This window comes from Nodosilinea sp. FACHB-141 (genome assembly GCF_014696135.1).
Taxonomy (GTDB): Bacteria; Cyanobacteriota; Cyanobacteriia; order Phormidesmidales; family Phormidesmidaceae; genus Nodosilinea.
Map to the genome: position 1 here is coordinate 32,739 of NZ_JACJPP010000004.1, position 21,075 is coordinate 53,813.

21 protein-coding genes are annotated in these 21,075 nt (G+C 57.0%); 11 read left to right on the forward strand and 10 right to left on the reverse strand.

Annotated features, from left to right (window positions below; translation table 11 throughout):
* Positions 1–18: 18 nt before the first annotated feature.
* The 4 genes from btpA to H6F59_RS01495 all read left to right on the forward strand — a co-directional run bounded on the left by btpA (position 19) and on the right by H6F59_RS01495 (position 3,114).
* Positions 19–864, forward strand: a complete 846-nt coding sequence (btpA, locus tag H6F59_RS01480) for a photosystem I biogenesis protein BtpA (RefSeq protein ID WP_190694555.1) — start codon at positions 19–21, stop codon at positions 862–864.
* Positions 865–981: 117 nt separating this feature from the next.
* Entirely contained in the window at positions 982–1,902 is a 921-nt protein-coding gene (locus tag H6F59_RS01485) for a vitamin K epoxide reductase family protein (RefSeq protein WP_190694557.1), read from the forward strand.
* Positions 1,903–2,088: 186 nt separating this feature from the next.
* Positions 2,089–2,475: a DUF2809 domain-containing protein gene (locus H6F59_RS01490; RefSeq protein ID WP_190694559.1), complete on the forward strand. Its 387-nt coding sequence runs from the start codon at positions 2,089–2,091 to the stop codon at positions 2,473–2,475.
* Between the two features lie 162 nt (positions 2,476–2,637).
* The gene (locus tag H6F59_RS01495; protein WP_190694561.1) at positions 2,638–3,114 is read left to right on the forward strand and encodes a tellurite resistance TerB family protein; all 477 of its coding nucleotides are present in this window, start codon (positions 2,638–2,640) and stop codon (positions 3,112–3,114) included.
* A 153-nt stretch (positions 3,115–3,267) separates the two neighbouring features.
* Here H6F59_RS01495 and H6F59_RS01500 read toward each other — a convergent pair whose 3' ends face one another.
* The 3 genes from H6F59_RS01500 to H6F59_RS01510 form a co-directional block, all read right to left on the reverse strand.
* Complete coding sequence (locus tag H6F59_RS01500; RefSeq protein ID WP_190694563.1) at positions 3,268–3,666, reverse strand: hypothetical protein; 399 nt, start codon at positions 3,664–3,666, stop codon at positions 3,268–3,270.
* A 392-nt stretch (positions 3,667–4,058) separates the two neighbouring features.
* Entirely contained in the window at positions 4,059–5,660 is a 1,602-nt protein-coding gene (locus H6F59_RS26180) for a CapA family protein (RefSeq protein ID WP_199325507.1), read from the reverse strand.
* A gap of 318 nt (positions 5,661–5,978) precedes the next feature.
* The gene (locus tag H6F59_RS01510) at positions 5,979–7,691 is read right to left on the reverse strand and encodes a serine/threonine-protein kinase (protein ID WP_190694565.1); all 1,713 of its coding nucleotides are present in this window, start codon (positions 7,689–7,691) and stop codon (positions 5,979–5,981) included.
* Between the two features lie 361 nt (positions 7,692–8,052).
* Here H6F59_RS01510 and H6F59_RS01515 point away from each other — a divergent pair, with 361 nt between their 5' ends.
* Positions 8,053–8,532: a GNAT family N-acetyltransferase gene (locus tag H6F59_RS01515; protein WP_190694567.1), complete on the forward strand. Its 480-nt coding sequence runs from the start codon at positions 8,053–8,055 to the stop codon at positions 8,530–8,532.
* An 86-nt stretch (positions 8,533–8,618) separates the two neighbouring features.
* Here H6F59_RS01515 and H6F59_RS01520 read toward each other — a convergent pair whose 3' ends face one another.
* Entirely contained in the window at positions 8,619–10,472 is a 1,854-nt protein-coding gene (locus H6F59_RS01520; protein ID WP_190694569.1) for a tetratricopeptide repeat protein, read from the reverse strand.
* A 261-nt stretch (positions 10,473–10,733) separates the two neighbouring features.
* Here H6F59_RS01520 and tilS point away from each other — a divergent pair, with 261 nt between their 5' ends.
* Positions 10,734–11,744 carry a tRNA lysidine(34) synthetase TilS gene (gene tilS / locus H6F59_RS01525; protein ID WP_190694571.1) on the forward strand — a complete coding sequence of 337 codons (1,011 nt, stop codon included), beginning with the start codon at positions 10,734–10,736 and terminating at the stop codon, positions 11,742–11,744.
* Between the two features lie 69 nt (positions 11,745–11,813).
* The gene (locus H6F59_RS01530; protein ID WP_190694574.1) at positions 11,814–12,818 is read left to right on the forward strand and encodes a hypothetical protein; all 1,005 of its coding nucleotides are present in this window, start codon (positions 11,814–11,816) and stop codon (positions 12,816–12,818) included.
* Between the two features lie 162 nt (positions 12,819–12,980).
* On the opposite strand, the gene H6F59_RS01535 is transcribed toward H6F59_RS01530, so the two are convergent.
* Positions 12,981–13,292: a DUF6679 family protein gene (locus H6F59_RS01535; protein WP_190515103.1), complete on the reverse strand. Its 312-nt coding sequence runs from the start codon at positions 13,290–13,292 to the stop codon at positions 12,981–12,983.
* Between the two features lie 344 nt (positions 13,293–13,636).
* Between H6F59_RS01535 and H6F59_RS01540 the strand changes: the two genes are divergently transcribed.
* A complete protein-coding gene (locus H6F59_RS01540) occupies positions 13,637–14,386 on the forward strand; it encodes a creatininase family protein (RefSeq protein WP_190694576.1) in 750 nt (249 codons plus the stop codon).
* Between the two features lie 116 nt (positions 14,387–14,502).
* Here H6F59_RS01540 and H6F59_RS01545 read toward each other — a convergent pair whose 3' ends face one another.
* A complete protein-coding gene (locus H6F59_RS01545) occupies positions 14,503–15,078 on the reverse strand; it encodes a GNAT family N-acetyltransferase (protein ID WP_190694578.1) in 576 nt (191 codons plus the stop codon).
* A gap of 200 nt (positions 15,079–15,278) precedes the next feature.
* Between H6F59_RS01545 and purH the strand changes: the two genes are divergently transcribed.
* Together purH and H6F59_RS01555 are read left to right on the forward strand one after the other, a co-directional pair.
* On the forward strand, positions 15,279–16,826 hold the full coding sequence (gene purH, locus H6F59_RS01550) for a bifunctional phosphoribosylaminoimidazolecarboxamide formyltransferase/IMP cyclohydrolase (protein ID WP_190694580.1): 1,548 nt from the start codon (positions 15,279–15,281) through the stop codon (positions 16,824–16,826).
* Positions 16,827–16,927: 101 nt separating this feature from the next.
* On the forward strand, positions 16,928–17,596 hold the full coding sequence (locus tag H6F59_RS01555) for an MOSC domain-containing protein (RefSeq protein WP_190694582.1): 669 nt from the start codon (positions 16,928–16,930) through the stop codon (positions 17,594–17,596).
* A gap of 39 nt (positions 17,597–17,635) precedes the next feature.
* On the opposite strand, the gene yidD is transcribed toward H6F59_RS01555, so the two are convergent.
* The 4 genes from yidD to H6F59_RS01575 all read right to left on the reverse strand — a co-directional run bounded on the left by yidD (position 17,636) and on the right by H6F59_RS01575 (position 20,399).
* A complete protein-coding gene (yidD, locus tag H6F59_RS01560; protein ID WP_190515117.1) occupies positions 17,636–17,881 on the reverse strand; it encodes a membrane protein insertion efficiency factor YidD in 246 nt (81 codons plus the stop codon).
* Between the two features lie 95 nt (positions 17,882–17,976).
* Positions 17,977–18,336, reverse strand: coding sequence for a hypothetical protein (locus tag H6F59_RS01565; protein ID WP_190515120.1), 360 nt, complete (start codon positions 18,334–18,336; stop codon positions 17,977–17,979).
* Positions 18,337–18,427: 91 nt separating this feature from the next.
* Complete coding sequence (locus tag H6F59_RS01570) at positions 18,428–19,477, reverse strand: serine hydrolase (RefSeq protein ID WP_190694584.1); 1,050 nt, start codon at positions 19,475–19,477, stop codon at positions 18,428–18,430.
* Complete coding sequence (locus tag H6F59_RS01575; RefSeq protein WP_190694586.1) at positions 19,449–20,399, reverse strand: LysR family transcriptional regulator; 951 nt, start codon at positions 20,397–20,399, stop codon at positions 19,449–19,451. Before H6F59_RS01575 ends, H6F59_RS01570 begins: the two co-directional genes overlap by 29 nt.
* An 88-nt stretch (positions 20,400–20,487) precedes the next feature.
* Here H6F59_RS01575 and H6F59_RS01580 point away from each other — a divergent pair, with 88 nt between their 5' ends.
* Positions 20,488–20,934: an ester cyclase gene (locus H6F59_RS01580; RefSeq protein ID WP_190694590.1), complete on the forward strand. Its 447-nt coding sequence runs from the start codon at positions 20,488–20,490 to the stop codon at positions 20,932–20,934.
* Positions 20,935–21,075: the final 141 nt, after the last annotated feature.

Consider the following 21,075-nt stretch of genomic DNA (forward strand, 5'->3'; position numbering starts at 1 on the left):
AGTCCAGGCAAAATTCACGTGGACTTAATCAAAGTCTTTAACACCCGCAACCCGGTCATTGGGGTACTGCACCTGCTGCCCCTGCCGACGTCTCCCCGCTGGCAGGGAGACCTACAGGCTGTTGTCGATCGCGCCGAGCAAGAGGCCACGGCCCTCGCCTCGGGCGGCGTGCACGGCATTATTGTGGAAAATTTTTTTGACGCCCCTTTTACTAAGGGGGCCGTGGACCCAGCGGTGGTCAGCGCCATGGGTCTGGTGGTGCAGCGCTTGCAGACCCTGGTCACAGTGCCCATCGGTATCAACGTACTGCGTAACGATGCCCGTAGTGCTCTAGCGATCGCCACTTGCACCGGGGCAGCCTTTATTCGCGTCAACGTGCTGACGGGGGTGATGGCCACTGACCAGGGATTGATCGAAGGCTGCGCCCACGATCTGCTGCGCTACCGTAAAGAGCTGGGCAGCTCGGTGCAAATTCTGGCCGATGTGCTGGTCAAGCATGCTCGCCCTCTGGGGTCGCCCAACCTCACCACAGCGGTGCAGGAGACGATCCACCGAGGTCTGGCGGACGGCATTATTTTGTCGGGCTGGGCGACGGGCAGCCCGCCTAGCCTAGAAGATTTAGAACTGGCTAAGGCCGCAGCGGGCGATCGCCCCGTCTTCATTGGTAGTGGTGCCGATGTCGACAACATTGGCACCTTGATGAAGGCCGCTGACGGCGTGATTGTCGCCAGCTCCCTCAAGCGTCAGGGCGACGTTAACCAGCCCATCGATCCCATTCGCGTGGGACAGTTTGTGGAAGCCATGCAGGAAAGCCTGCAAGCTCTGGAGGGCAATCTCACCCTACCGACCATGGTGACCTCCTAGGGGTTGCGGCCCATGCCGGAACTGAGGCATTAAGATAGACACTAAACGGGCGGTAACACCCCGCTATTTTGTGTTGCTGTAGAGTTTGGGTTAGCTGTTTTGGAAGAGAGGCGCATCATGAGACGTCGTCGTCAAGAGAGCCGTTGGATTCATCGCTGGTCGCGCTGGCTAGTGGCGGGGATCGCCTTGATTGGTGCTCTGGGTACGGGTTACCTAACCGTTGCCAAGCTGACTGGCGGGGGAACTTGCCCTACGGAGGGGTGCGATCGCGTGCTCTCTAGCCCCTGGGGCACTGTATTTGGCCTACCCCTGACGCTGTTTGGTTGCTTGGCCTACGGCACCATGCTAGTGCTGGCCGTTGCCCCCCTCCTAGTTAACGCCGATACAAACAAGCCCCTACGCCAGAAGCTTGAAACTTGGACCTGGCCGCTGATGTTTATGCTGGCCTCGGCCATGCTGGTATTTAGCGGCTATTTGATGACGGTGCTGGCCTTTGAGCTACAGGCGGTTTGCCCCTACTGCATTGGCTCGGCGCTGTTCGCCCTCTCCATGTTTGTGATTATTTTGCTGGGCAATCGCTGGGATGACCTCGGTCAGATCGCTTTTATTGGCCTGATTGTGGGCGTCGTCACTATCATCTCTACTCTGGCTGTTTACGCCCCTATCAACGCCGCAGGTAGCCCTAGCAGCAATGTCGCTGGACAAGCTGGGCCACCGATTACCAGCGCCTCTGGGCCCGCCGAAGTTGCTCTGGCCAATCACCTTAAAGAGGTCGGCGCGACAATGTATGGCGCTTGGTGGTGCCCCCACTGCCACGACCAAAAACAGCTGTTTGGAGCTGAAGCTGCCACCGCAATCAACTATGTAGAATGTGCAGAAGACGGCCAAAATTCCCAGGTCGCTGTGTGTCGGTCAAAACCCGAAATTACCGGGTTTCCCAGCTGGGAGATCAATGGCGAGTTTTATCCAGGCACCCAAAGCCTGGAGCGTCTGGCGGAGCTGACAAACTACAGTGGGCCAACGAATTTTCAGCGATAGAAGCTTGAACTCATACAAATCGCGCTAGTGCTTTGAACGGCTGGTACCCAAAGACGACCTGGGCACCAGCCGTTTTAGGTTTGACTGTCTACAGTTGTGCACTGGCAAGCTGCACTAGGGCTACATCATGCCTTAGCTGGCGACAGGGTTTAATCAAGAGGCGGGGGCTGATTATGTATGAATCATATGAGCAAATTTAATGCCAAGTATTTCTATCTTGCGGTTTTGTTGTTTCTAGTTGAAACCTTGATCGCGATTTTCCTAGACGATCGCATCATTCGCCCCCTTATTGGCGATATTTTGGTTGTCGTTCTCATCTACTGCTTCATCAAAGCCTTTTGGCAAGTTCGGCCTATCACGGCGGCATTGGGAGTCTTTGCCTTTACCTGCCTTATTGAAGGGCTGCAATATCTTCAGTTGGTCGATCGCATCGGGCTGCGCGATAACCGGCTAATTGCCACCGTACTTGGCACCACCTTTGATAGCAAAGACATTCTGGCCTATGCGATCGGCGCTGCTCTAATGCTGGTTGCCAAGTATCGCTCTGCGGCATTTGGGCGATGGCATATATAGGCTTACCAAACACCGCCGTGCAAACTGTTACTCAACTTTATCTATTTACCCTAAATGGTTCCGGGCTGTGCGCCCCACCCCATTCTGGGAATGCTGAAGCTAAGCCTGGTTGACCATCAACCGACCAGGGGCCGCACAACATTACTAATGGATTGGAGAAACATGCCTAAACGCAGATTACCGCGTGGTGGTGGTACTCAAGTTGCCTTGAGCCCAGAGCTAGCAGTGGCCATGATTGGTCTATTTTCAGCGTTTGCCGATGGTGAAGTATCTAGCGATGCAGAAGCCTATGCGCTGGGTGAGATGGTCAGCTGCATCGATCTCTATTCTGAATATACGGAAGAAGACTTTGCCGACTTGGGCGCTGAGATTGGCAACCTCATTAATGAGGCTGGGGTTGAAGCTGTCGTCTCCCAAGCCATTGAGACGATTAAAGATGAGGGCGTAGAAGAAGCCGCCTTTATTATCGCGCTAGTTGTTCTCGTTGCAGACGGCGAAGTGCCCGAAGATGAGCAAGAGTTTATTGATGACTTGCGCCAGGCTCTCCGGATCTCTGTTGAACGAGCCGACGAAATCGTGAGCGAACTTTTTTCTGAAGCAGAGGAAGAAGAAGAATACGACGAGAGCGAAGAAGAGTAAATTCTGTGCAATTCCTGTTAATGGCAAGAAACTTTATACCATTGACAGGGTATTTCTAAGCTCAAATAACGCATTCAGGTGGGCATTGGGTATGACGGCGTAAGCCTTCTTAACCCAGTGCCCACCAATTTTATTTACCTGAAAGAAAGGCTTCTATTTCTTTTGGGAGTTGGTTATTGTTTCGACAATCTCGTTCTCTTCAGTGATTTCATCGAGATTGAGTTTGTCTTTGATTAATTCACCAGCTGAGCTTTTAGGTTTCTTTCCTGCCTCAGCAGCGGCGGCGGCGGTAGTAGCGGCTTTGTTTTGCCATTCTCGACGCTGCTCTCGCATTTCGCTGAGTTTTTCTTCAGGAATGGTTGTCTTCAGAGCTTCAGATTCTGCTTGAGCAGCAAAGCGAGACGATGCTGCCAGGGCTACTAGTGAGCTAGGGGTAGGGCTAGCCAAAGCTGCCGTTTGGGAAAAGCCAAACAGTGCAACCACAGTCACAAACAGCACTGTAAGACGTTTGGCAATCATCTTTAATGAGATATGAATCTTACTAGTTGTCATGTTTCTATCCTTCTAAAAGTAGCAATAAAACTGTGGGAGATACACTGAGTTACAGATTTATTCTGCAAAACGGACATATCTAATAACTATGAAAAAGCGATCAATCAGTCTACAAGCTCACAGCTAATGACTTCCCAGATGTAAGTAGCGTAAGTAAAAATATGGCCTCTAACGTCTTCCCGAAGATAGAAACGGAGCAGAAGGTCGCTCAGGTAGGACTAAATTGAATCGTGAACTCGGCAGACAGCAGAGATTACACCTGCCTAGATCCGCTAGCTATAGGGAACTAGTGACACCTTGCTTCAGGCATGGTCTAAGGTACGAAGGACAAAGGGTTTATAACTTTGCCGGTTCTCTTGATTACCCTTTGCTCATTAGGTGCGTTGCTGATATCACCGGGGCCAGATGTAGCCCAGATCGTCGATCACTAGGGGCGTATCGGGAAAGTCGCGCTGGGTGAACTGGCGCACCAGCACCACGCCGCCAAAGTGGTCGTCAAGGTAAGGGACACCGTTGCGATCGAGGGCGACGGGGATGATGCGCCCGCTGACGAAGTTGCCCTGGGCATCGAGGTCGGTTTGCAGAATCAGCGAGGTGCCCAAGGGGCCAACGGTAGAAAGACTGCGGTAGCCGAGGAAATTTCCGAGGGAATAGGCGATCAGCTTGTTGTTGTACAGCTCGATCGCCCTAGGAACGTGGGGACCATGGCCAAGCACCAAATCGGCTCCGTGGTCAACAACGGCGCGCGAGAAGCGCACGACGTTGCCGCGATTTTCGGAGTAGAACATCTCGTCTTGATCGCGGGTGACGGTGGCATCGGTGCCCTCTTTGCCGGCGTGGAAGGAGACGACGACGACATCGGCCTGGGCGTTGGCGGTCTCTACTAGGGCGATCGCAGCCTCTATATCCTGCACCCGGTTGTGCTCTTGGTAGTTGCTAAAGCCGATGAACGCCACGGTTTGTCCCTGGGCCTCGACGTACAAAATTTCGCCTTTGCGGCCCACGGCCTTCATACCCGCCGCTTCGATGTGGGCGATGGTATCGGTAAAGCCCTGCTCAAAGAAATCCATGGAGTGGTTATTGGCCACGCTCAGAACGTCAAACCCGGCCTCTTTGAGCACGCTAGCGTACCAGGGCGGGGTGCGAAAGGCGAAGGTATTGGCGCTGCCGGTGTCTTTGGCGCTGCTGGGCACTTCTGTAAGGGTGCTTTCAAAATTGCCGAAGGTAATATCGGCTTCGCCCAGGTGGTATTGAATGCTGCCAAACAGGTATTGCCAGTCGTTGGGCAGACGGTAGCGCTGGTAGTCGGTACCGGGAATGATGTCGCCCACGGCCTTGATGGTTAGGGCCACGGGGGCCGCTAGGTCGGGGATCGCCAAAGCTGCTGTAGACGCTGCCGGAAGCAGGGGCTCGATCGCCTGAGTCATACCGGCCTTGGCGGCAGGTAGTGACTGGGTTGGGCTAGGTTCGCGCTGCTGTTCGTAACGCCATTGAGTGATCCCAGCGGCCAGGCCAAACCCGAGCACCGTTGCCATAGACAATGCTCCCCAACGCCAGCGGCCTCTAGTCCTCGCCGCTGGCGCTGGCCCTGATGCCGTTGATCTGCGATCGCTGGGCGCGACTTCCGCAGTCTTCTCCTCCAACGTTCCATCGACAAAAATGGTGGCTGGAGGCGCTGGGGCGGCAGCATCTAGGCTAAAGACCTGCTGCCAGCGGTGTTCCAGGGGGCGATCGGTGCCATCCACCACCTTGAGTTCGGCGATATCTGGCAGAGCGAGAGCCGTCACTACGGCATGAATGCGATCGAGATGCTGGGGCAGCCCGTCACGGTGAGGGGTGGTGAGCAGCACGTAGAGAGTGCGATCGCGCCGAGAAACCTCTACTCGCAGCGCTGGATCATTCAGGGCGGTGGTGAGCAACTCGGCGATCGCGGCCATGTTGCCCCGCTGAGCCTGGGGCCATTGAGACAGTTGGGTCAGGTCAGCAATAGTCACAAACGAAAGGGTATCCAGGCTCCAAAGTTATGCAAATCATACCGGTGGAGCAAAAAGAAATTACTAACCTCACAAAAAATGCCCTGCTAGCCAAGAGCCAACGGGGCAAAGACGAGTCTATCGAACACTGGCAAACTTAGAGGAATCTCCACTTTTGCCACAAGACATAGGACTTTTCAAACATCCTCTCAGCGAATTGCCGGAAGGAAAATTGTCTCTCTCTGGTCTAGACGACCTCAACAGAGGTAAAAAACACGGTGGGTGCATTGCTAATCGCCTCAGCTCACGCAACAAAAGCAGGCCCAGATTTAACCTTGCCTACCGAGACTCCAGCACCCCGCCAAAGCTAGAGCCGACAATTCGAGGCTGCCCGTCCAGCATTTGTACCGTGAACGATCGCTGTTCTCGTTGAGTAGAGCCATCGGGATAAACATAGGTGTTCTCGCCCACAAACTCAACGCTGTTTGCGGTTTGTCCCGTTACCCGCAGATTCTCAACCGAAACACGATCGAATTGGGAAAAAAAGCCGGGGTCAAACTGCTGCGCTAGCGGACCGCTAAACTGCGATCGCGCCGCATCCCAAGATTTGCTCGAAACATGACTATACAGAGTTGCCACCGTCGCCTGGGCTGCCTCGGGCGTTAGCTCGCCACCCTCTGGAGCTGGTGGAGCCGGTGGTTCAGGTTCTACAACCTCTTCATCTGACGCATCGACCATCTCTGGCTCTGGGGCAGTGGGTGCCTCAGGCTCGGCCTCAGCCGATTCGACAGCGGCCTCGGGGGGTGCGGCAGGCGCTTCCGCTTTGGGCTCAGATTCAACGGCTGTAGGCTCAGCTTCGGCAGGTGCATCAGCGGAGGGAGCCGTGGCCACCACTGAAGTTTCGTCTTCTGGGGTAGACGAGGCTGAGCGCCACGCCTGCCAGCCGAGCAGACCGGCGATCGCTACTACAGACGCCGCCAAGGCTCCTGCCACTAAGGGCAACCAGCTAGCTGACGACGACTCTCGCCGCTGCATCGGTGCCTTCGCTGCTGGCACCCTGGCTGCCGGCACCTGAGCCGCTGGCACCTGGGCTGCTGCTGTCAGCTGAGTTCGTTCTCGCGGCCGTCCGACCACCACTGTGGCGGCGGTGGTGCGGGGAGTCTGCCCCTGGGGCGGCGGCGCAGCTGGCACATACCGACTCAAGGCCGGGGGCAACTTCCTTAGGGCAGCCAGAGCCTCAGTAGCAGTGGTGTAGCGGGTGCGAAAGTCGTAGCGCACCATCACCTCCAAGACATCCAGCAGGGCAGGATTGGCCTGAGGCGCGTAGCGCTGCCACTCCAGCTCACCGCTGTGGGGGTCGGGATGCAGCTCAGTCGGCGGGTAGCCGGTCAGAGCCTGAATGCCCAAGATGCCAACGGCATAGATATCGCTGCTGAACTGGGGTCGCCCAGCCACCTGCTCACTGGGCATATACCCCTGGGTGCCAATGGAGATGGTGTGGCTGAGGCCAGAGCGCAGGGCGGTGGCCTGGGCGCTCACCTGCTTCACCGCGCCAAAGTCAATCAGCACGAGGCGGCGATCGCTGGCGCGGCGAATCAAATTCGAGGGCTTGATGTCGCGATGGATGACGCCGTGGGAATGAACAAAAGCCAAAATTCCTAGCAGATCGCCCAGGAAGGCGGCAACCTGGGCCTCAGTCCAAGGGGTTCCTAGTTCCTCCGCTAGGGAGTGACCTTCGATCAGCTCCTGGGCCAGGTAAAACTCTTGCCCTTCCTCAAAGTGGGCCAGCAGCCCCGGAATCTGTGGGTGCGTCCCCAGCTTGTAGAGGGTCTGGGCCTCAGTATCAAATAGCCGCCGCGCCGTTTGCAGCTCTTCAGCACTGGTCACCTGGGGTTTGAGCTGCTTTACCACGCAGAGCGGATGCCCCGGCAGGTGCAGGTCTTGGGCGCTAAAGGTTTGGCCAAAACCCCCAGAGCCCAAGGGCTGTACGAGCCGATAGCGGCCCCCCAGCGGTCTAGATTCTGGCGGAAGGTTGGGAAACGAAGCGGTCATAGCCATGGACGAGTGACGTTTGAACTATTAGACGACAGTCTAGCGGGTATCGTTACCCCCCCTAGGGTAGCGCTCAGCGGCATAACCCTAAATATAGCGATGGCCACAGATGCCGACTTGGCCGATTTTAGGGTGACGCACTGAACCATCGGCGGGTTCCCGAGGGAGGCAACGGGGTGACGGCAAAAGAATAAAAGTAGAAGAGCGAAAGGCTAAAAAGGTTCGCTAGCTTGAATCGGAATAGCTTGGCTGTCCCAACCCAGCTTCACTAGCTGTAAGCTTTCAGAACTGCCAGAGCTATAGGAATTCGCCCTAAAATAGGTTCGACAAAGTCATCGGCTCCAAGTTTTGGTTGCAGAACATGGAAATCGACCCCTATGCCTCTCACCACCTCGATGCGGTTATTCGGCTGGCGCTGCGGGCCTGGGCACCCGTTTTTGATTCAATTCAAACCACAATGAATGCCGAGGTGTATCAAGCGTTCTATCCCGATCAGTGGCGGGGGAGTCAGCAAAAGGCTGTCGAGGATGTCTGCGCTGGAGAAGACACCCATGTGTGGGTTGCTAGGGAAGCAGACTCTGTTGTGGGGTTTGTCGCCGTCAAGCTGCACCCGGCAGACAGTATGGGTGAGATCTATATGGTTGCCGTCGATCCAAATTTTCAGGGTCGCGGCATTGGCAGCACTCTGACAAACTTTGCCCTGGACTGGATGAAAGAGGCTGGCATGGCGATCGCGATGGTTGAGACCGGTGGTGATCCTGGCCATGCCCCAGCCCGACATACTTACGAAAAGGCAGGCTTTGATCTGTGGCCAGTCGCTAGATACTTCAAAAAGCTCTAGTGCGATCGCCGCCACTCCGGCCGGCACCATGCCCACGCTTTGGGCCAAGCGGATTCTCTATAGAAGCCGTTTCCCTGACCCAGCCCCTACTCCAACGACTCGCGATACCGCGCCAGCAGGGGCTGCAGAAAGTCATAGCCATCGACGCCAATCACGGCGAGGAACTGGCGACGGTGGTCGGCGAGAATGCCCTCAAAGGTCTCTGGCCCCAGTTGCCCATAGAGAATGCTGAGCAGAGCCGCAGGCTGCCGCCATTCTGGGGAGTCGATTTGGTGGTGTAGATACATGCCGAGGCAGCCGGTGAGCACCGCTTGTTCGAGGTTGCCGTCGCCTTGGTAAGCAGCGGCGAGGTGGGCAAAATTGGAGGCCATTAGAAAGCGATCGCCGATCGCCTGCGCCACCTGAAGCCCTTGCTGGAGAGACTCGATCGCATCCCGATATTGCCCGAGCTTGAGCTGGGCGATGCCGAGACTGTTGGCGCAGAGGGCCTGGCTGGGGCGATCGCCCACCTGCTCCGACAGAGCTAGCCCCTGCTCTAGGTAGCTGAGCACGGTTTCGTACTGTTCGGCTTCCAATAGCTGAGATTGGCCCTGGGCAACCTGGCTGTAGCCCACGTTGGCCAGGGCGTTAGCCTGACCAATGCGATCGCCGCTCTGGCGGGCCAAAATCAGCGCCCGCTGGCTGTGACCCTGGGCGGCCTCAAAGTCTTGCTGGGCCACCGAGGTGCGACTGAGATGGTTGAGACTGGCGATTTCGCAAGGCACATCGTGGGCCTCGCGGGCCACCTCCAGGGCCTGCTGGTGAAAGCGCTGGGCCTGGCTATAGTTGCCCAGCGCCCGCTGTGAATAGCCCAGCAGGGTGAGAATGCGGGCTTTTACCGCTGTGTTGGGCACGGCCTGCAGGGGCTGATCGAGATACTCCAGCAGGGCGCGGAGGGGTTCCCCAGATAAAGCGGTAAATAGACCGCCGTAGAGTGGGAAATAGCTCTGGTTAGCAAACTGCCGCAGCCCCTGGAGCGCCAGCTGAAACGAGCCCGTCGACAGAATGCGCTGCCCCTGCTGGCCCAGACGGTCAGAGATCTGCCCCCAGACCACGGCAAAGGTGAGAAAGGTCGCGATCGACAGCCGCTTGCCAGATTGGGGGTCGTAGGGCTGGCGATCGAACCAGTTCACCAGGGCCAGCTGCAGGCGCTGCAAAACCACCCCCCAGGCAATCCAGTCGGTCACGGCTAGGGGAGCCGTCACGCCAGCGGCAGTGACCGTTTGATGCTGAGCTAGATCAACAAACAGGCGTTTTAGCGCCAGGTTATTCACAATTTTGCCCCAGTACTGCCACGGGCCAGACTGCTCGCCAGGCTCACTAAAGCCCAGCTGCTGGCCCTGGGCATAGATCCACCCCACGACGTCGCCTTCGAGCTGCTGCCAAGCGGCCAGCCCCTGGTCAAGCCCATCAGCTAGGGTGGCCAGGGCAGGGGCAGTCTCGGCAGCCGAGACCGATTCGGACGGCACAGGAGCCTGCTTAAGCGCCCGCACCAGCTGCCCCAGCTGTTCTCGAGAGAGGGGCTGATCGCGGTTGGGGTCAAGGGCAGCGAGGAGGCGAGACAGCCGGTCTTCGGGCGGTGCGTTGAGAATTTCGGCTTCTACGCCGGTCAGCACCGCCGTGGCTTGGTTGTCGGCCTGCCAGCGCTCCCATTCACCCTGAATAGTGCGGAGGGCACGCTGTTGGCGCAGCGCTTTGGCCTGCTTAAATTCGTCACTGCCGGGGGCCAGGTCGGGCTCTAGAGCTGCCAGCGTCGTGGCCAAGGCCCGCTCAAACAGTTCGCCACCGCCTGGCTCGATGCCCGCTTGCAGCATGCGGTAGACCTGCTGTTTTGACTGAATTCTGCCCTTGAGGGTAGCGGCCACTATGTCATCAATGAGGGCCTGGTAGGGTTGAGCCATAGATCGCCATGCCGTTAAAACTGTGGAGGAGCCGTTGCCCAAGTGTGCCACAGATTTTTCTGAGATTCAGCCCGCTAGCGGTAGAGTGCCATAGCCGGTGAAGCCTGGGCTAGGACAGCCTAAAACGCCAGGATTCAGGGCCCATCGAGTATTTTTTCGTTTTTCGCTCTTCTACTTTCTTTTTTGCCACAAGGAAACAAAGCCCGGCGAAATCCTAGGGTAAGGTAGCCTGGGAAAAGCGCATTCAATTCCCTTAAAGCTATGGGCGGGGTTCCGTGGAGCACGACCCACGCCGGGGTGCATCGGCTGCTGAAAGTTCGTCCGCTGCTGCCTCGGGGGGCGACAGGGTTATTGGCGGTGTCGGGTGGGCAAGATTCGGTGTGCCTGCTCAAACTGCTGGTCGATCTGCGGCCCAAGTGGAGCTGGCAGCTGCGGGCGGTGCACTGCGATCACCGCTGGCGGCCCGACTCGGCGGCCAACGCCAATTTTGTGCGGCAGCTCTGCGAAGGCTGGGGCGTTCCCTGTGAGGTGGTTACCGCCGATGCCGACTATGCTACCGAGGCCCAGGCTCGGCATTGGCGATATCGGGTATTTGAAGATTTGGCCAGACAAGCACGCTGTAGCCACGTGGTAACGGGGCATACGGCAAGCGATCGCACCGAAACCCTGCTCTACAACCTGCTGCGGGGAAGCGGCACCGATGGTCTCCAGGCCCTGGCCTGGCAGCGGCCCCTCTCCCAAGACAGCCCCGTTGCCGTGGTGCGCCCCCTGCTCGGGCTGACGCGCCAGCAGACCGCAGAGTTCTGCCGCCAGTTTGACCTGCCCATCTGGCCCGATGCCACCAACCAAGACACCGGCTATGCCCGCAACCGCATTCGCCTAGAGCTATTGCCCTACCTGCAACAGCACTTCAACCCTGGGGTAGACGTGACTTTGGCCCAGACAGCGGAGCTGCTCACCGCTGAGGTCGAGCTGCTAGAGGCGATGGCAGGCGAGTTATATGGGTCATCGGTCTCATCCCCAGATGGGGATAGCGAAGTGTGGAAAATTCAGCGATCGCCCCTCAAAACCGCGCCGTTGGCCCTCCAGCGGCGGGTGCTGCGGCGGCTGCTTCAGCAGGTAACTCTAGCCCAAATCAGCTTTGAGCATGTCGAGAAACTCGTCGCCCTGCTCGCCGCCCCCCAGGGCAGCCAGAGCGATCCCTTCCCCGGTGGGCTAGTTGCTGTGGTAGACGGCGACTGGCTGGTGCTAAAGGCATCCCATGCTATGTGAGGCGGCATGGGATGGCGAAGGTTCTAGAATGGCAGTAGTTCTATTTACCCTGTCTGCGTGGGCTAACCCATGACCTTACCCCCCGCACTACGCTATCGCTTGGTACGCCTGCAATCCTTGGGGCGATCGCTCAATCGCCCTACTGTGTGGGGCGGTCTTGGCCTGCTGGGTCTGCTAGCCGTGGCCGTACCCCAGTACTTGCGCAACCCCGAGTGGCGCAGTCAGTACAACCCCGCCGTTGACAGCGCCGCCGTTGACCCCAGCACCAACGTGGGCAACTTATCTAACGACGATTTGGCCGACCTGGCCGAAATCGACAATCTGGCCGTGTTACTCGACCAGATTCAGCCCACTACAGCTACGGCTTTAGAGGGGGAGGAGGCGCGATCGCCCAACACCGATGCCCTGGCGCTGCCCACCGCTACAGAGGAGCAGCAGGCCCCCACTAGCCCCTTTGCCAACTATTTAGAGCGCAGCCGCTTTCGGTTTAGCCCCTCAGCCAGCGGCGGCGAAGCCAATCTGGATACCGCCCGATCGCTTGACCCTTCGTCAGCCGATCCGACAGCGTCTGGCGAGGGCGCACCACAACCCAGCGCCTTGCAACAAGCACTTAATCAGCGCCGTGCCGACACCGCTCCTGCCGCTGAGACAGCATCTGAGGAGCGCAATCCGGTAGCTGAAGCTGCCCCTACCGACAATCTCACGCCCTCGCCCTGGATGGTCGAAGGCAGCCTGCCTGGAGTAGATCAGCGGTTTATTCGCACGACCCCGCAGATGTCGCCACCGCCGGGGACAACAGGTTATACATTGCCGCCAACGCTAGCGCCTAGCCCAGCAGCAGTCGCCCCAGCGGCTCCAGTAGCGCCAGCTGCGCTCAACTTAAACCTTGGGGCTCCAGCCGCCACGCCCTCTGCGGAGGTAACGGCGCAGCCTACGTCTGGTGTGCCAAGCAATGTCCCTAGCTCCACTCTTCAACCAGAACCTGCTCCCTTTTCCGCCCCGAGGCCACCCGGCGTTTACACCGGAAACGGCTATATCAACACGTTCTCAGACCCAAGCGGGCCAGCAAATTAGGCAAAGGCGACAGCCTGCTTAACCCTTTCAGGCGGTTCACTCGGAAGTTCAACGGTGAAATACGCACTAAAGCATACTGACACGGCTTATTTCTCGCTACAAAAAGAGGATGACTAGGCCTTTGCCCAGTCATCCTCCTAAGAATTTCAAACAATGGCGGCTCTAGTCAGCGTTTGACTCTGGGTAGGGGTCACTCAGTTGCTCAGTCTCTGGGCAATCTTCAGAGACATTAATCTCGACATCGCCTCGGGGGACGGCGGCGAGGCGCTTGGTGACTGCGCCGATGCTCTCTAGGCGCACCATTTCTTCCCAAGAGCAAATCTCGTCTTCTTCCTCAGTTTCGTAGCGAAAGGTGACCAGATCGCCTTCAATGTCTAAAATCTTCGCCCGCTCAATCCAACGCTGTTGATCCCGGAGAAAAATCCACACATCTTGACCATCACAACAGAGTTGATAGATCTTGCGGTGTAGCATAATCGCGGCTCCTTCACAGGTAACATCAACGCTCATATCGCTTCACTAGCGGAGGGGAGCGTTCACCCAGCTGAAACGAGGTTGCCCTACATCATAGGCCTTGCTTTGCCACGTGGTTGTGCACTCGCTCTGGCTAAACTACGCATCAGCAGTTTGGGTAGATGACCAGCAGCTACGGGTCGTAGCTAATCCTGGTTCTGTACCTTAACATTCCCCGAGGCATTCATTCTTCTCATATCAGTGAAGCGAAGACTGTAGTGTAACAAGCCTTACGTTCGCTTGCCCACAGGGGGCTGGGGCCGAGCGCTATAGTGAGAAATTAGCCCTATTCTCGGTCTTGCCCTATGCTGCTGCACCTCTGCACCTGGCCCGAAGTTGAGGCCTACCTGACTCAATCGTCGGGCATTATTTTGCCGATTGGCTCTACGGAGCAGCACGGCCCTACTGGCCTGATTGGCACGGACGCCATCTGCGCCGAGGTGGTGGCCAAGGGTGTAGGAGAAGCCGCCAACGCCCTGGTTGGCCCCACCATCAATGTCGGTATGGCGCTGCATCACACGGCCTTTCCCGGCTCTATGACCCTGCGCCCCAGCACGCTCATTGCCGTCATTTTGGACTACCTTACGCCCCTGGTGCGCCACGGCTTTACTCGGTTCTTTTTTGTCAACGGCCACGGCGGCAATATTGCCACCCTCAAGGCGGCCTTTGCTGAAGCCTACACTGCCCTAGCCCATGAGCAAATTCCTAATGCCGAGCGGGTGCGCTGCAAGACGGCCAACTGGTTTATGGCGCGATCGGTCTACACCCTGGCGAAGGAACTCTATGGCGACCAAGAAGGCTCCCACGCTACACCCAGCGAGGTGGCCCTAACTCAGTACGCTTACCCCGATTTCATTAAGCAGGCACCACTGGAGCCGCAGGTGGCTCCGTCGGGCCACGCGATCTACAGCCCGACGGACTTTCGCCTGCGCTACCCCGATGGCCGCATGGGCTCAAACCCGGCGCTGGCTACTCCCGAGCATGGGCAGCAGCTCTATGAGGCCGCGGTGAAAGAACTTACTAGCGACTATCTGGCGTTTTTGGCGGCAGAGTGAGGCTGTTAGCGAGTGATATAGCATTGCAGGGCGCGGCTGACCTTGGCCAATCGATACCTCAAAATGCGTAATGCATTTCTGATAAATACAATAGTGGCATCGATAACACTAGAGGTTTAAGGCTCTGGCATCTGCCATTTGGGGTTGATCAAGCTGGTCATCACGTGGTCTTGCCACTGGCCGTTGATAAATAGGTAGTCGCGGGCAATGCCCTCGATCTGAAAGCCCAATCGCTTGAGCACGCTGGCGCTGCGGTGGTTGTGGGGCATATAGTTGGCCATCACCCGGTGCAGATTGAGATTGTCAAAGGCGTAAGCAACGATCGCTTTGCCAGCCTCGGTCATATAGCCCTGGCCCTGATGCTCGGCAGAGAGACCATAGCCCAAGGTAGCCCCCTGAAACGCGCCGCGAATGATGGTGTTGAGATTGATGGTGCCCATCACTTGGCTCGGCTCAGTGCGAGAAAAGATAAACAGCTTCACCGCCTGACCGGCGTAGAAATCGTTGCGGCGGGCATTCAGCACATTTCGCCAGAAGTCTGGGGTGTAAAAGTCGTCTGGCCGCTGGGGCTCAAAGGGTTGTAGATAGTCGCTGTTGTCGTGGTAGTAGCGCAAAATCTCGGCAATGTCGCTGGGTTTGCCAAGCCGCAGCCGCAGCCGTGAGGTGTTGAGCGTGGGCTCTTGAGTGATCATTGATGCCCATAGTAGTGGCCCACCGAGGTTTGAGCTAAGCAATGGAGTGCCATCCTGCGGTGAGAGGAGCATTGCTATGGTGCCATAGGAGGGGGTGGGGGAGACGGGGAAGTGAGGGAGGTGAGGAAGATGGGGGCGGCATAGGGGCGGGTAGGCTTTTTCGGTATAGTAGGGGTCTGCAAAATCGAGGATGGAGAGCTATGGCGCGCCTGGCACTGTTGAGCGTATCGGATAAAACCGGGCTGGTGGAATTAGCCAAAACTTTGGTAGAAGAGTTTGGCTTTAACCTAGTCAGCAGCGGCGGTACGGCGAAGGCGATCGCAGCGGCAGGCCTCCCCGTCACCAAAGTCTCTGACTACACCGGCTCACCCGAAATCCTTGGCGGACGGGTCAAGACGCTGCACCCCAAAATCCACGGCGGCATTTTGGCGCGGCAAGACCTGGCCGAAGACCAAAAGGATTTGGCTGACAACGGCATTCGTCCGCTGGATCTGGTGGTGGTGAACCTCTACCCTTTTGAGCAGACGATCGCAAAAGAAGGCGTGACCATGGCCGATGCGATCGAGAATATCGACATCGGCGGGCCAGCCATGCTGCGGGCGGCCGCCAAAAACCACGCCCACCTGACCGTGCTATGCAGTGCCGAGCAGTATGAGCCTTATCTGGAGGCGCTACGCGCTAGCGATGGCCAGGTGCCGCTAGAGTTTCGCCAAGAGTGTGCGCGGGCGGCGTTTTGGCACACGGCCAGCTACGACCAGGCGATCGCTACCTACCTCACCGCATCCACTAGCGAACCAGATACCCTACCTCAGCAGTGGGCCATGACGGGTCGCCAGCAGGCGACATTGCGCTACGGCGAGAATCCTCACCAGACCGCTGCCTGGTATCGCACGGGTTCCACTCCCACTGGGTGGGCTGGGGCCGAGCAGCTCCAGGGCAAAGAGCTGAGCTACAACAATCTGGTAGATCTCGAGGCAGCGCGGCGGATTATTGCCGAGTTCCCCAGCGATCGCCCCGCCGCCGCCGTGCTCAAGCACACCAACCCCTGCGGTGTGGGGATGGGCGATACGCTAGCTAGCGCCTACCGCCGCGCCTACGATGCCGACGATGTCTCGGCCTTTGGCGGCATTGTGGTGCTCAATCGCCCCATCGATGCCGACACCGCCGAGCAGCTGACGGGTACGTTTTTAGAGTGCATTGTGGCTCCGGGGTGCGATCGCGCCGCCCAAGACATCCTCGCCAAAAAGCAAAACCTGCGAGTGCTGGTGCTAGAGGATCTACTGACCGGGCCAACCCAGGTGGTGAATGCGATCGCAGGCGGCTTCTTGCTCCAGGCTCCCGACACCTACCGCGACGACCCCGCTACCTGGCAGATTGTTACGGAGGCCAAGCCCACCGAGGCCGAGCTGGCCGAAATGCTGTTTGCTTGGCGGGTGGTGAAGCATGTGAAATCGAATGCGATCGTGGTCACCCACCAGCAGCAAACCCTTGGCATTGGAGCTGGGCAGATGAACCGCGTCGGCTCTGTCAGCATCGCCCTAGCCCAGGCCGGTGCAAAAGCCCAGGGCGCGGTGCTAGCCAGCGATGGCTTCTTTCCCTTCGACGACTCGGTTCGCACCGCCGCCGCTGCGGGCATTCGCGCTGTGGTGCAGCCCGGCGGCAGCCGCCGCGACGACGACTCGATCAAAGCGGCCAACGAGCTGGGCCTGATTATGGCCATGACCGGCATACGGCATTTCCTGCATTAAAAAATTGTCCAGTGGTGCATCGCTGCTTGGATGCACCCTGCTCAGAAGAATGGAGCTACCCTAGACCTTATTGCTGCCCAGCCCTCAGTAGCGTAGTACCGATGCAGATTTTATCTATCAACAGCGGTCGACCCGAAACTATAACCATTGGGCAACGGGTCGCTACCACAGGCATTTTTAAGACACCGATCGCAGGGCAGGTTCACGTCAGTACCCAAGGGTTGGTAGGAGATACGATAGCCGATACCGCTCACCACGGGGGCATAGACCAGGCCGTTTATCTCTACAGCGCCGAAGACTACGCTTGGTGGGAGGCTAAGCTACAGCGCCCGATTCCCTTTGGTACTTTTGGTGAAAACCTCACACTCTCAAGCTTTGGGCCTCAACCACTCCGGGCTGGCGATCGCATCGCGATCAACGCCGTCTTGCTTGAAGTCACCTTCCCGCGCATTCCATGCTCCACCCTCGCAGCCCGGATGAGTGACGCCACTTTCGTCCAGCAGTTTATCCAGGCCCGGCGACCGGGAGCCTACACCCGAGTGTTATCAACCGGCGATCTACAGGTAAACGATCCAGTCACCATGGAGTATGCTTCCCCCGGCTTTCCGACCCTGACAGAACTATCTGACCTGTGGCATGACAGGGATCGCCACCCCGATCTGCTTCGCAAAGGGCTCAACGCCCCGATTGCAGAACGGTTCAAAGCAATCTTTCAGCAGTGGCTAGAGCGGGGCTCAACGCCTTCTGATTCTGTGGCACATGAGGACTAAACCCCAGTCGCGTCATTGGGCCCGCTCAAACCTGCTCGTCTACTTTTGAGCGATATCCGATTCAGCGGCGGGCTCTTCAGGAACCGGGTCGTAGCCGCCGGGATGAAAGGGGTGACAGCGCGTAATCCGTCGAGCCGCTAGCCAGCTCCCCTTCGCCGGGCCAAACCGCTCGATCGCCGTCAGCGCGTACTGAGAGCAGGTCGGGTTAAACCGACAAGTGGGCGGAAACAGCGGCGACAGCAGCCGTCGATAGCCATGGATGAGGAGCAGCAAAACTTGCTTCATAGCCCCATTTTAGCGAGCTTGGGTGCAGGGTTCACGGTGCAAGGTACAGAGCCGAAGAGGGACCTTATACCCAAAACCTTGAACCCTTACACCCTCTAATAATCCAACATCAGCGTGTTGTAGTCTTGCGGAGCCTGGCGGCTGTTGCGTTCGGGCAAATACACGTTGGTGCTAGGGGCAAAGTTTAGCCCTTGGGGCCTGGGGGCAGCAGCAGGCTGGGTGGGCTGGCGCAGAGTGGTGGCTTTGGCGTCGAGCCCTGCGGTTGCCTGCTCAATCTCAGCGAGGCGATCGCATAGCTGCTGACGGCGACCGTCAATGTACTCTAGCTCCTGCTCAAGGCGCGTCTTCTCGACGGTGAGCTTGTACATATCGAGATACTGGGCGGCCTCAGTGGCCGGGCGCGGCATCGTGCTGATCTTAGGAAAACTTCGGCGGGGGGCGCGTTTGATGCTCATAAGCTATCCGAGGGCTGACCTAGAGTTCACAGCGTTAGCTTGCCCACCTAGGCAAACGAATTCCCAGCGGCGCACGATTTGTAGCAATGGGTCACGCTTGGGCTAGAACGCGGGCCAGGGCGTAGACCACATCTACACCCACGTTATCGCCTTCTTTATTGGTGGCGGCAGCGATGGTGGCGGAGCGACCGGCTAGGGCCGAAAAGTGAAAAGCTGCGATCGAGTAGCCTGGCCCGCCACCGTTGTGCCCCGCGACTCGACCATAGGGCGATGCGGTATCCACAAACAGTCCTAGCCCGCAGCCCACATTTTGCAGGGGTGGGTGCGACCCCAAGCTGTGAATCGGCTGAGCCATCTGCTCTACCAGCGTGAGGTCGAGAATATGACCTGTGATTAGAGCATGCATCATCGTGGCCAGCTCTGCCGCCGTAGACACCACCACCCCATGGGAAACCCAACCGGGATGGTACCGCTGCGACATATCCTCAAGCTCGTCGCCAAATATTGACGTATAGCCTGGTGTCAGACCCGTGACATCGTCTAGCGAAGCGGCGACAAATGTACGCTTCAAGCCCAAGGGCACAAAGAATAGCTCGTCTAAATAGCCCTGCATAGATTGCTCGGTGACCTTCTCTAGCAACAGCTTGAGCGCTAAATAGCCAATGTTGGAATAGGACCAGCCTTGGCCAGGGTCAAACAGCAATCCTCGATTAGAGGCCACCTCAAGAAAGGCCTCGGGCGACCAGGGAGCACTGGGGGTTGTTTTTACCGCTTCGTTGTAAGCCGGCAGACCGCCGTAATCGGGCAAGCCGCTGCTATGGCTGAGAATCTGACGCAGGGTAATGGGCGTTGCAACTGGAAAATCTGACCAATAATCTTGAATGGGTGTGTCCAGACCGAGGCATCCTGCGCTAACTTGACGCAGAACCGCCGCCGCAATGAGCGATTTAGTCACGCTGTAGATATAGAAGCTGGCGTCGGTGGAGAGCGGTATCGTCTGGCTCAGGTCTTGATGCCCTACGCCCATAGCGAGCGAGGGCTTGCCTTCTATACAAATGGCGATCGCCGCCCCCGGCATTTGAGCCTGAACCAGCGTTTGTTCAACCGCTTCTTTAAGCGCCACTTGCATGCCTTGATCCATACAATTCAAGCTCAATGTTTTGACAGACGTCTCGAATGGTTTGCCGCAGCCACAGATTGGCTGCATCGCGATCGCTGAGTTTGCTCCAGGCCATCGAGATTACCCAGTGAGGCACATCAAGGGGTAGTTCAAAGACCTGTAGGGGATAGTACTGGAGAAAGTGCTGTTTTAGGCAGGAAGGAATGGCTGCAAGGAGATCAGAAGTAGCGATCGCCGTTGGTAATGCCAACCAGTAGGGCACTGTCAGCGCAACGCGCCGTTGTAGACCTTGCTCAGACAGAATTTGGTCAACAATACCGACGGCATCCCGCCGCAACGTAAAGAGAGCGTGGGGAAATGCAACAAATTTATCTAGGCTAACTTTGTCATTTTCAAGGGCGGGATGATTTAATCGACAGACTCCAAGGAATCGCTCTATCAGCAGGTTTTCTTCAAGAACATGGCTGGGCAAATCCACAAAAGTCCCTAATGCCAAGTCGATGATTTCACCTTCAATCAACTCTACAAATGACTCTTTTTCAACGGTAATCAAGCGTAAGTCAATGTGCGGTGCTTGTTGCTTAAATGCGACTAGCATTTTTGGCAAAATCAAGCTGGCAAAATAGTCAGATGTAGCGAGGGTAAACACCCGTTGCGAACTGAGCGGGGTGAAGGATTGCGGTTCTGCTAAAGTGGCTCGAATGGTATCTAGGGCGGCAGTGATCTGGGGGGCGATCGCCTTCGCCTTCGCGGTAGGCCGCATTTCTCGCCCTACCCGCACGAACAGGTTGTCATTAAAAAGCGATCGCAATCTGCCTAGGCTTGCGCTCATAGCAGGTTGCCCTACATGAAGGCGTTGAGCCGCTGCTGTAACGCTTTTCGAATCATATAGCGCCTCAAAAGCCACCAGCAGGTTGAGGTCGATAGCCCCTAGCTCAATCATTTTCGTTGATGGATTACATCTAAATTATCAATTTGATTTATTTTAGCCCTACCTCTATCGTGGGCTTAAGGCGTAAAGAAAGTAAACCATGAGTGATATAGAATCCCAAAATTTGGCAATTGCCCATCGATTTGTCACTCAATTTTTGGGGAAAGGCAATCTGAGCATCGCAGCGGAACTGCTCGATGAAAACGTGCAGGTGACTACTGGCTTGAAGCCCAGCGGCCCCATCAATGGTATTGAAGAATACACACAGGTGTTTTCTGATTTCTACGCGGCCTTTCCCGATGTGGAACCACTGACTATTGAAGACAGTTTTGCGGCAGGCGATCGCGTTATGGTGCGCTTTAAGTCATTTCAGCAGCATGTGAAAGACTATTTTGGCATTCCCAAGAGCGATCGCGTCATTACCTTTCACGAAACCCACGTCATGCGCATTCTCAACGGCAAGATTGTGGAAAACATTGTCAGCGCTACAAACTTAGAGTTTGAAATGCTGATGGCTCCTGTGTTAGCGCCTTTAATTTTGAACTAACTGTTTAAAGAATGCCACGGCATTTTCTATGAGGATAGCAGTTACCTAAATTAAAAACCGCTCAACTTTGTCGGATAGAATACATGACTATTTGTTGGTTATGCGCCAACATAACCCAACGATATCTGATGCCCGGACTGT

Coding starts and splice junctions, on each gene's coding strand:
- H6F59_RS01545 (WP_190694578.1), bottom strand. CDS start 15,078: ATGATCACTCAAGAGCCCACGCTCAACACCTCACGGCTGCGGCTGCGG.
- H6F59_RS01575 (WP_190694586.1), bottom strand. CDS start 20,399: ATGATTGAGCTAGGGGCTATCGACCTCAACCTGCTGGTGGCTTTTGAG.
- H6F59_RS01495 (WP_190694561.1), top strand. CDS start 2,638: ATGCCTAAACGCAGATTACCGCGTGGTGGTGGTACTCAAGTTGCCTTG.
- H6F59_RS01565 (WP_190515120.1), bottom strand. CDS start 18,336: ATGAGCATCAAACGCGCCCCCCGCCGAAGTTTTCCTAAGATCAGCACG.
- H6F59_RS01580 (WP_190694590.1), top strand. CDS start 20,488: ATGAGTGATATAGAATCCCAAAATTTGGCAATTGCCCATCGATTTGTC.
- H6F59_RS01555 (WP_190694582.1), top strand. CDS start 16,928: ATGCAGATTTTATCTATCAACAGCGGTCGACCCGAAACTATAACCATT.
- purH (WP_190694580.1), top strand. CDS start 15,279: ATGGCGCGCCTGGCACTGTTGAGCGTATCGGATAAAACCGGGCTGGTG.
- H6F59_RS01485 (WP_190694557.1), top strand. CDS start 982: ATGAGACGTCGTCGTCAAGAGAGCCGTTGGATTCATCGCTGGTCGCGC.
- yidD (WP_190515117.1), bottom strand. CDS start 17,881: ATGAAGCAAGTTTTGCTGCTCCTCATCCATGGCTATCGACGGCTGCTG.
- H6F59_RS01530 (WP_190694574.1), top strand. CDS start 11,814: ATGACCTTACCCCCCGCACTACGCTATCGCTTGGTACGCCTGCAATCC.
- H6F59_RS01500 (WP_190694563.1), bottom strand. CDS start 3,666: ATGACAACTAGTAAGATTCATATCTCATTAAAGATGATTGCCAAACGT.
- H6F59_RS01570 (WP_190694584.1), bottom strand. CDS start 19,477: ATGGATCAAGGCATGCAAGTGGCGCTTAAAGAAGCGGTTGAACAAACG.
- H6F59_RS01510 (WP_190694565.1), bottom strand. CDS start 7,691: ATGACCGCTTCGTTTCCCAACCTTCCGCCAGAATCTAGACCGCTGGGG.
- H6F59_RS01515 (WP_190694567.1), top strand. CDS start 8,053: ATGGAAATCGACCCCTATGCCTCTCACCACCTCGATGCGGTTATTCGG.
- H6F59_RS01520 (WP_190694569.1), bottom strand. CDS start 10,472: ATGGCTCAACCCTACCAGGCCCTCATTGATGACATAGTGGCCGCTACC.
- tilS (WP_190694571.1), top strand. CDS start 10,734: ATGGGCGGGGTTCCGTGGAGCACGACCCACGCCGGGGTGCATCGGCTG.
- H6F59_RS01540 (WP_190694576.1), top strand. CDS start 13,637: ATGCTGCTGCACCTCTGCACCTGGCCCGAAGTTGAGGCCTACCTGACT.
- H6F59_RS01535 (WP_190515103.1), bottom strand. CDS start 13,292: ATGCTACACCGCAAGATCTATCAACTCTGTTGTGATGGTCAAGATGTG.
- H6F59_RS01490 (WP_190694559.1), top strand. CDS start 2,089: ATGAGCAAATTTAATGCCAAGTATTTCTATCTTGCGGTTTTGTTGTTT.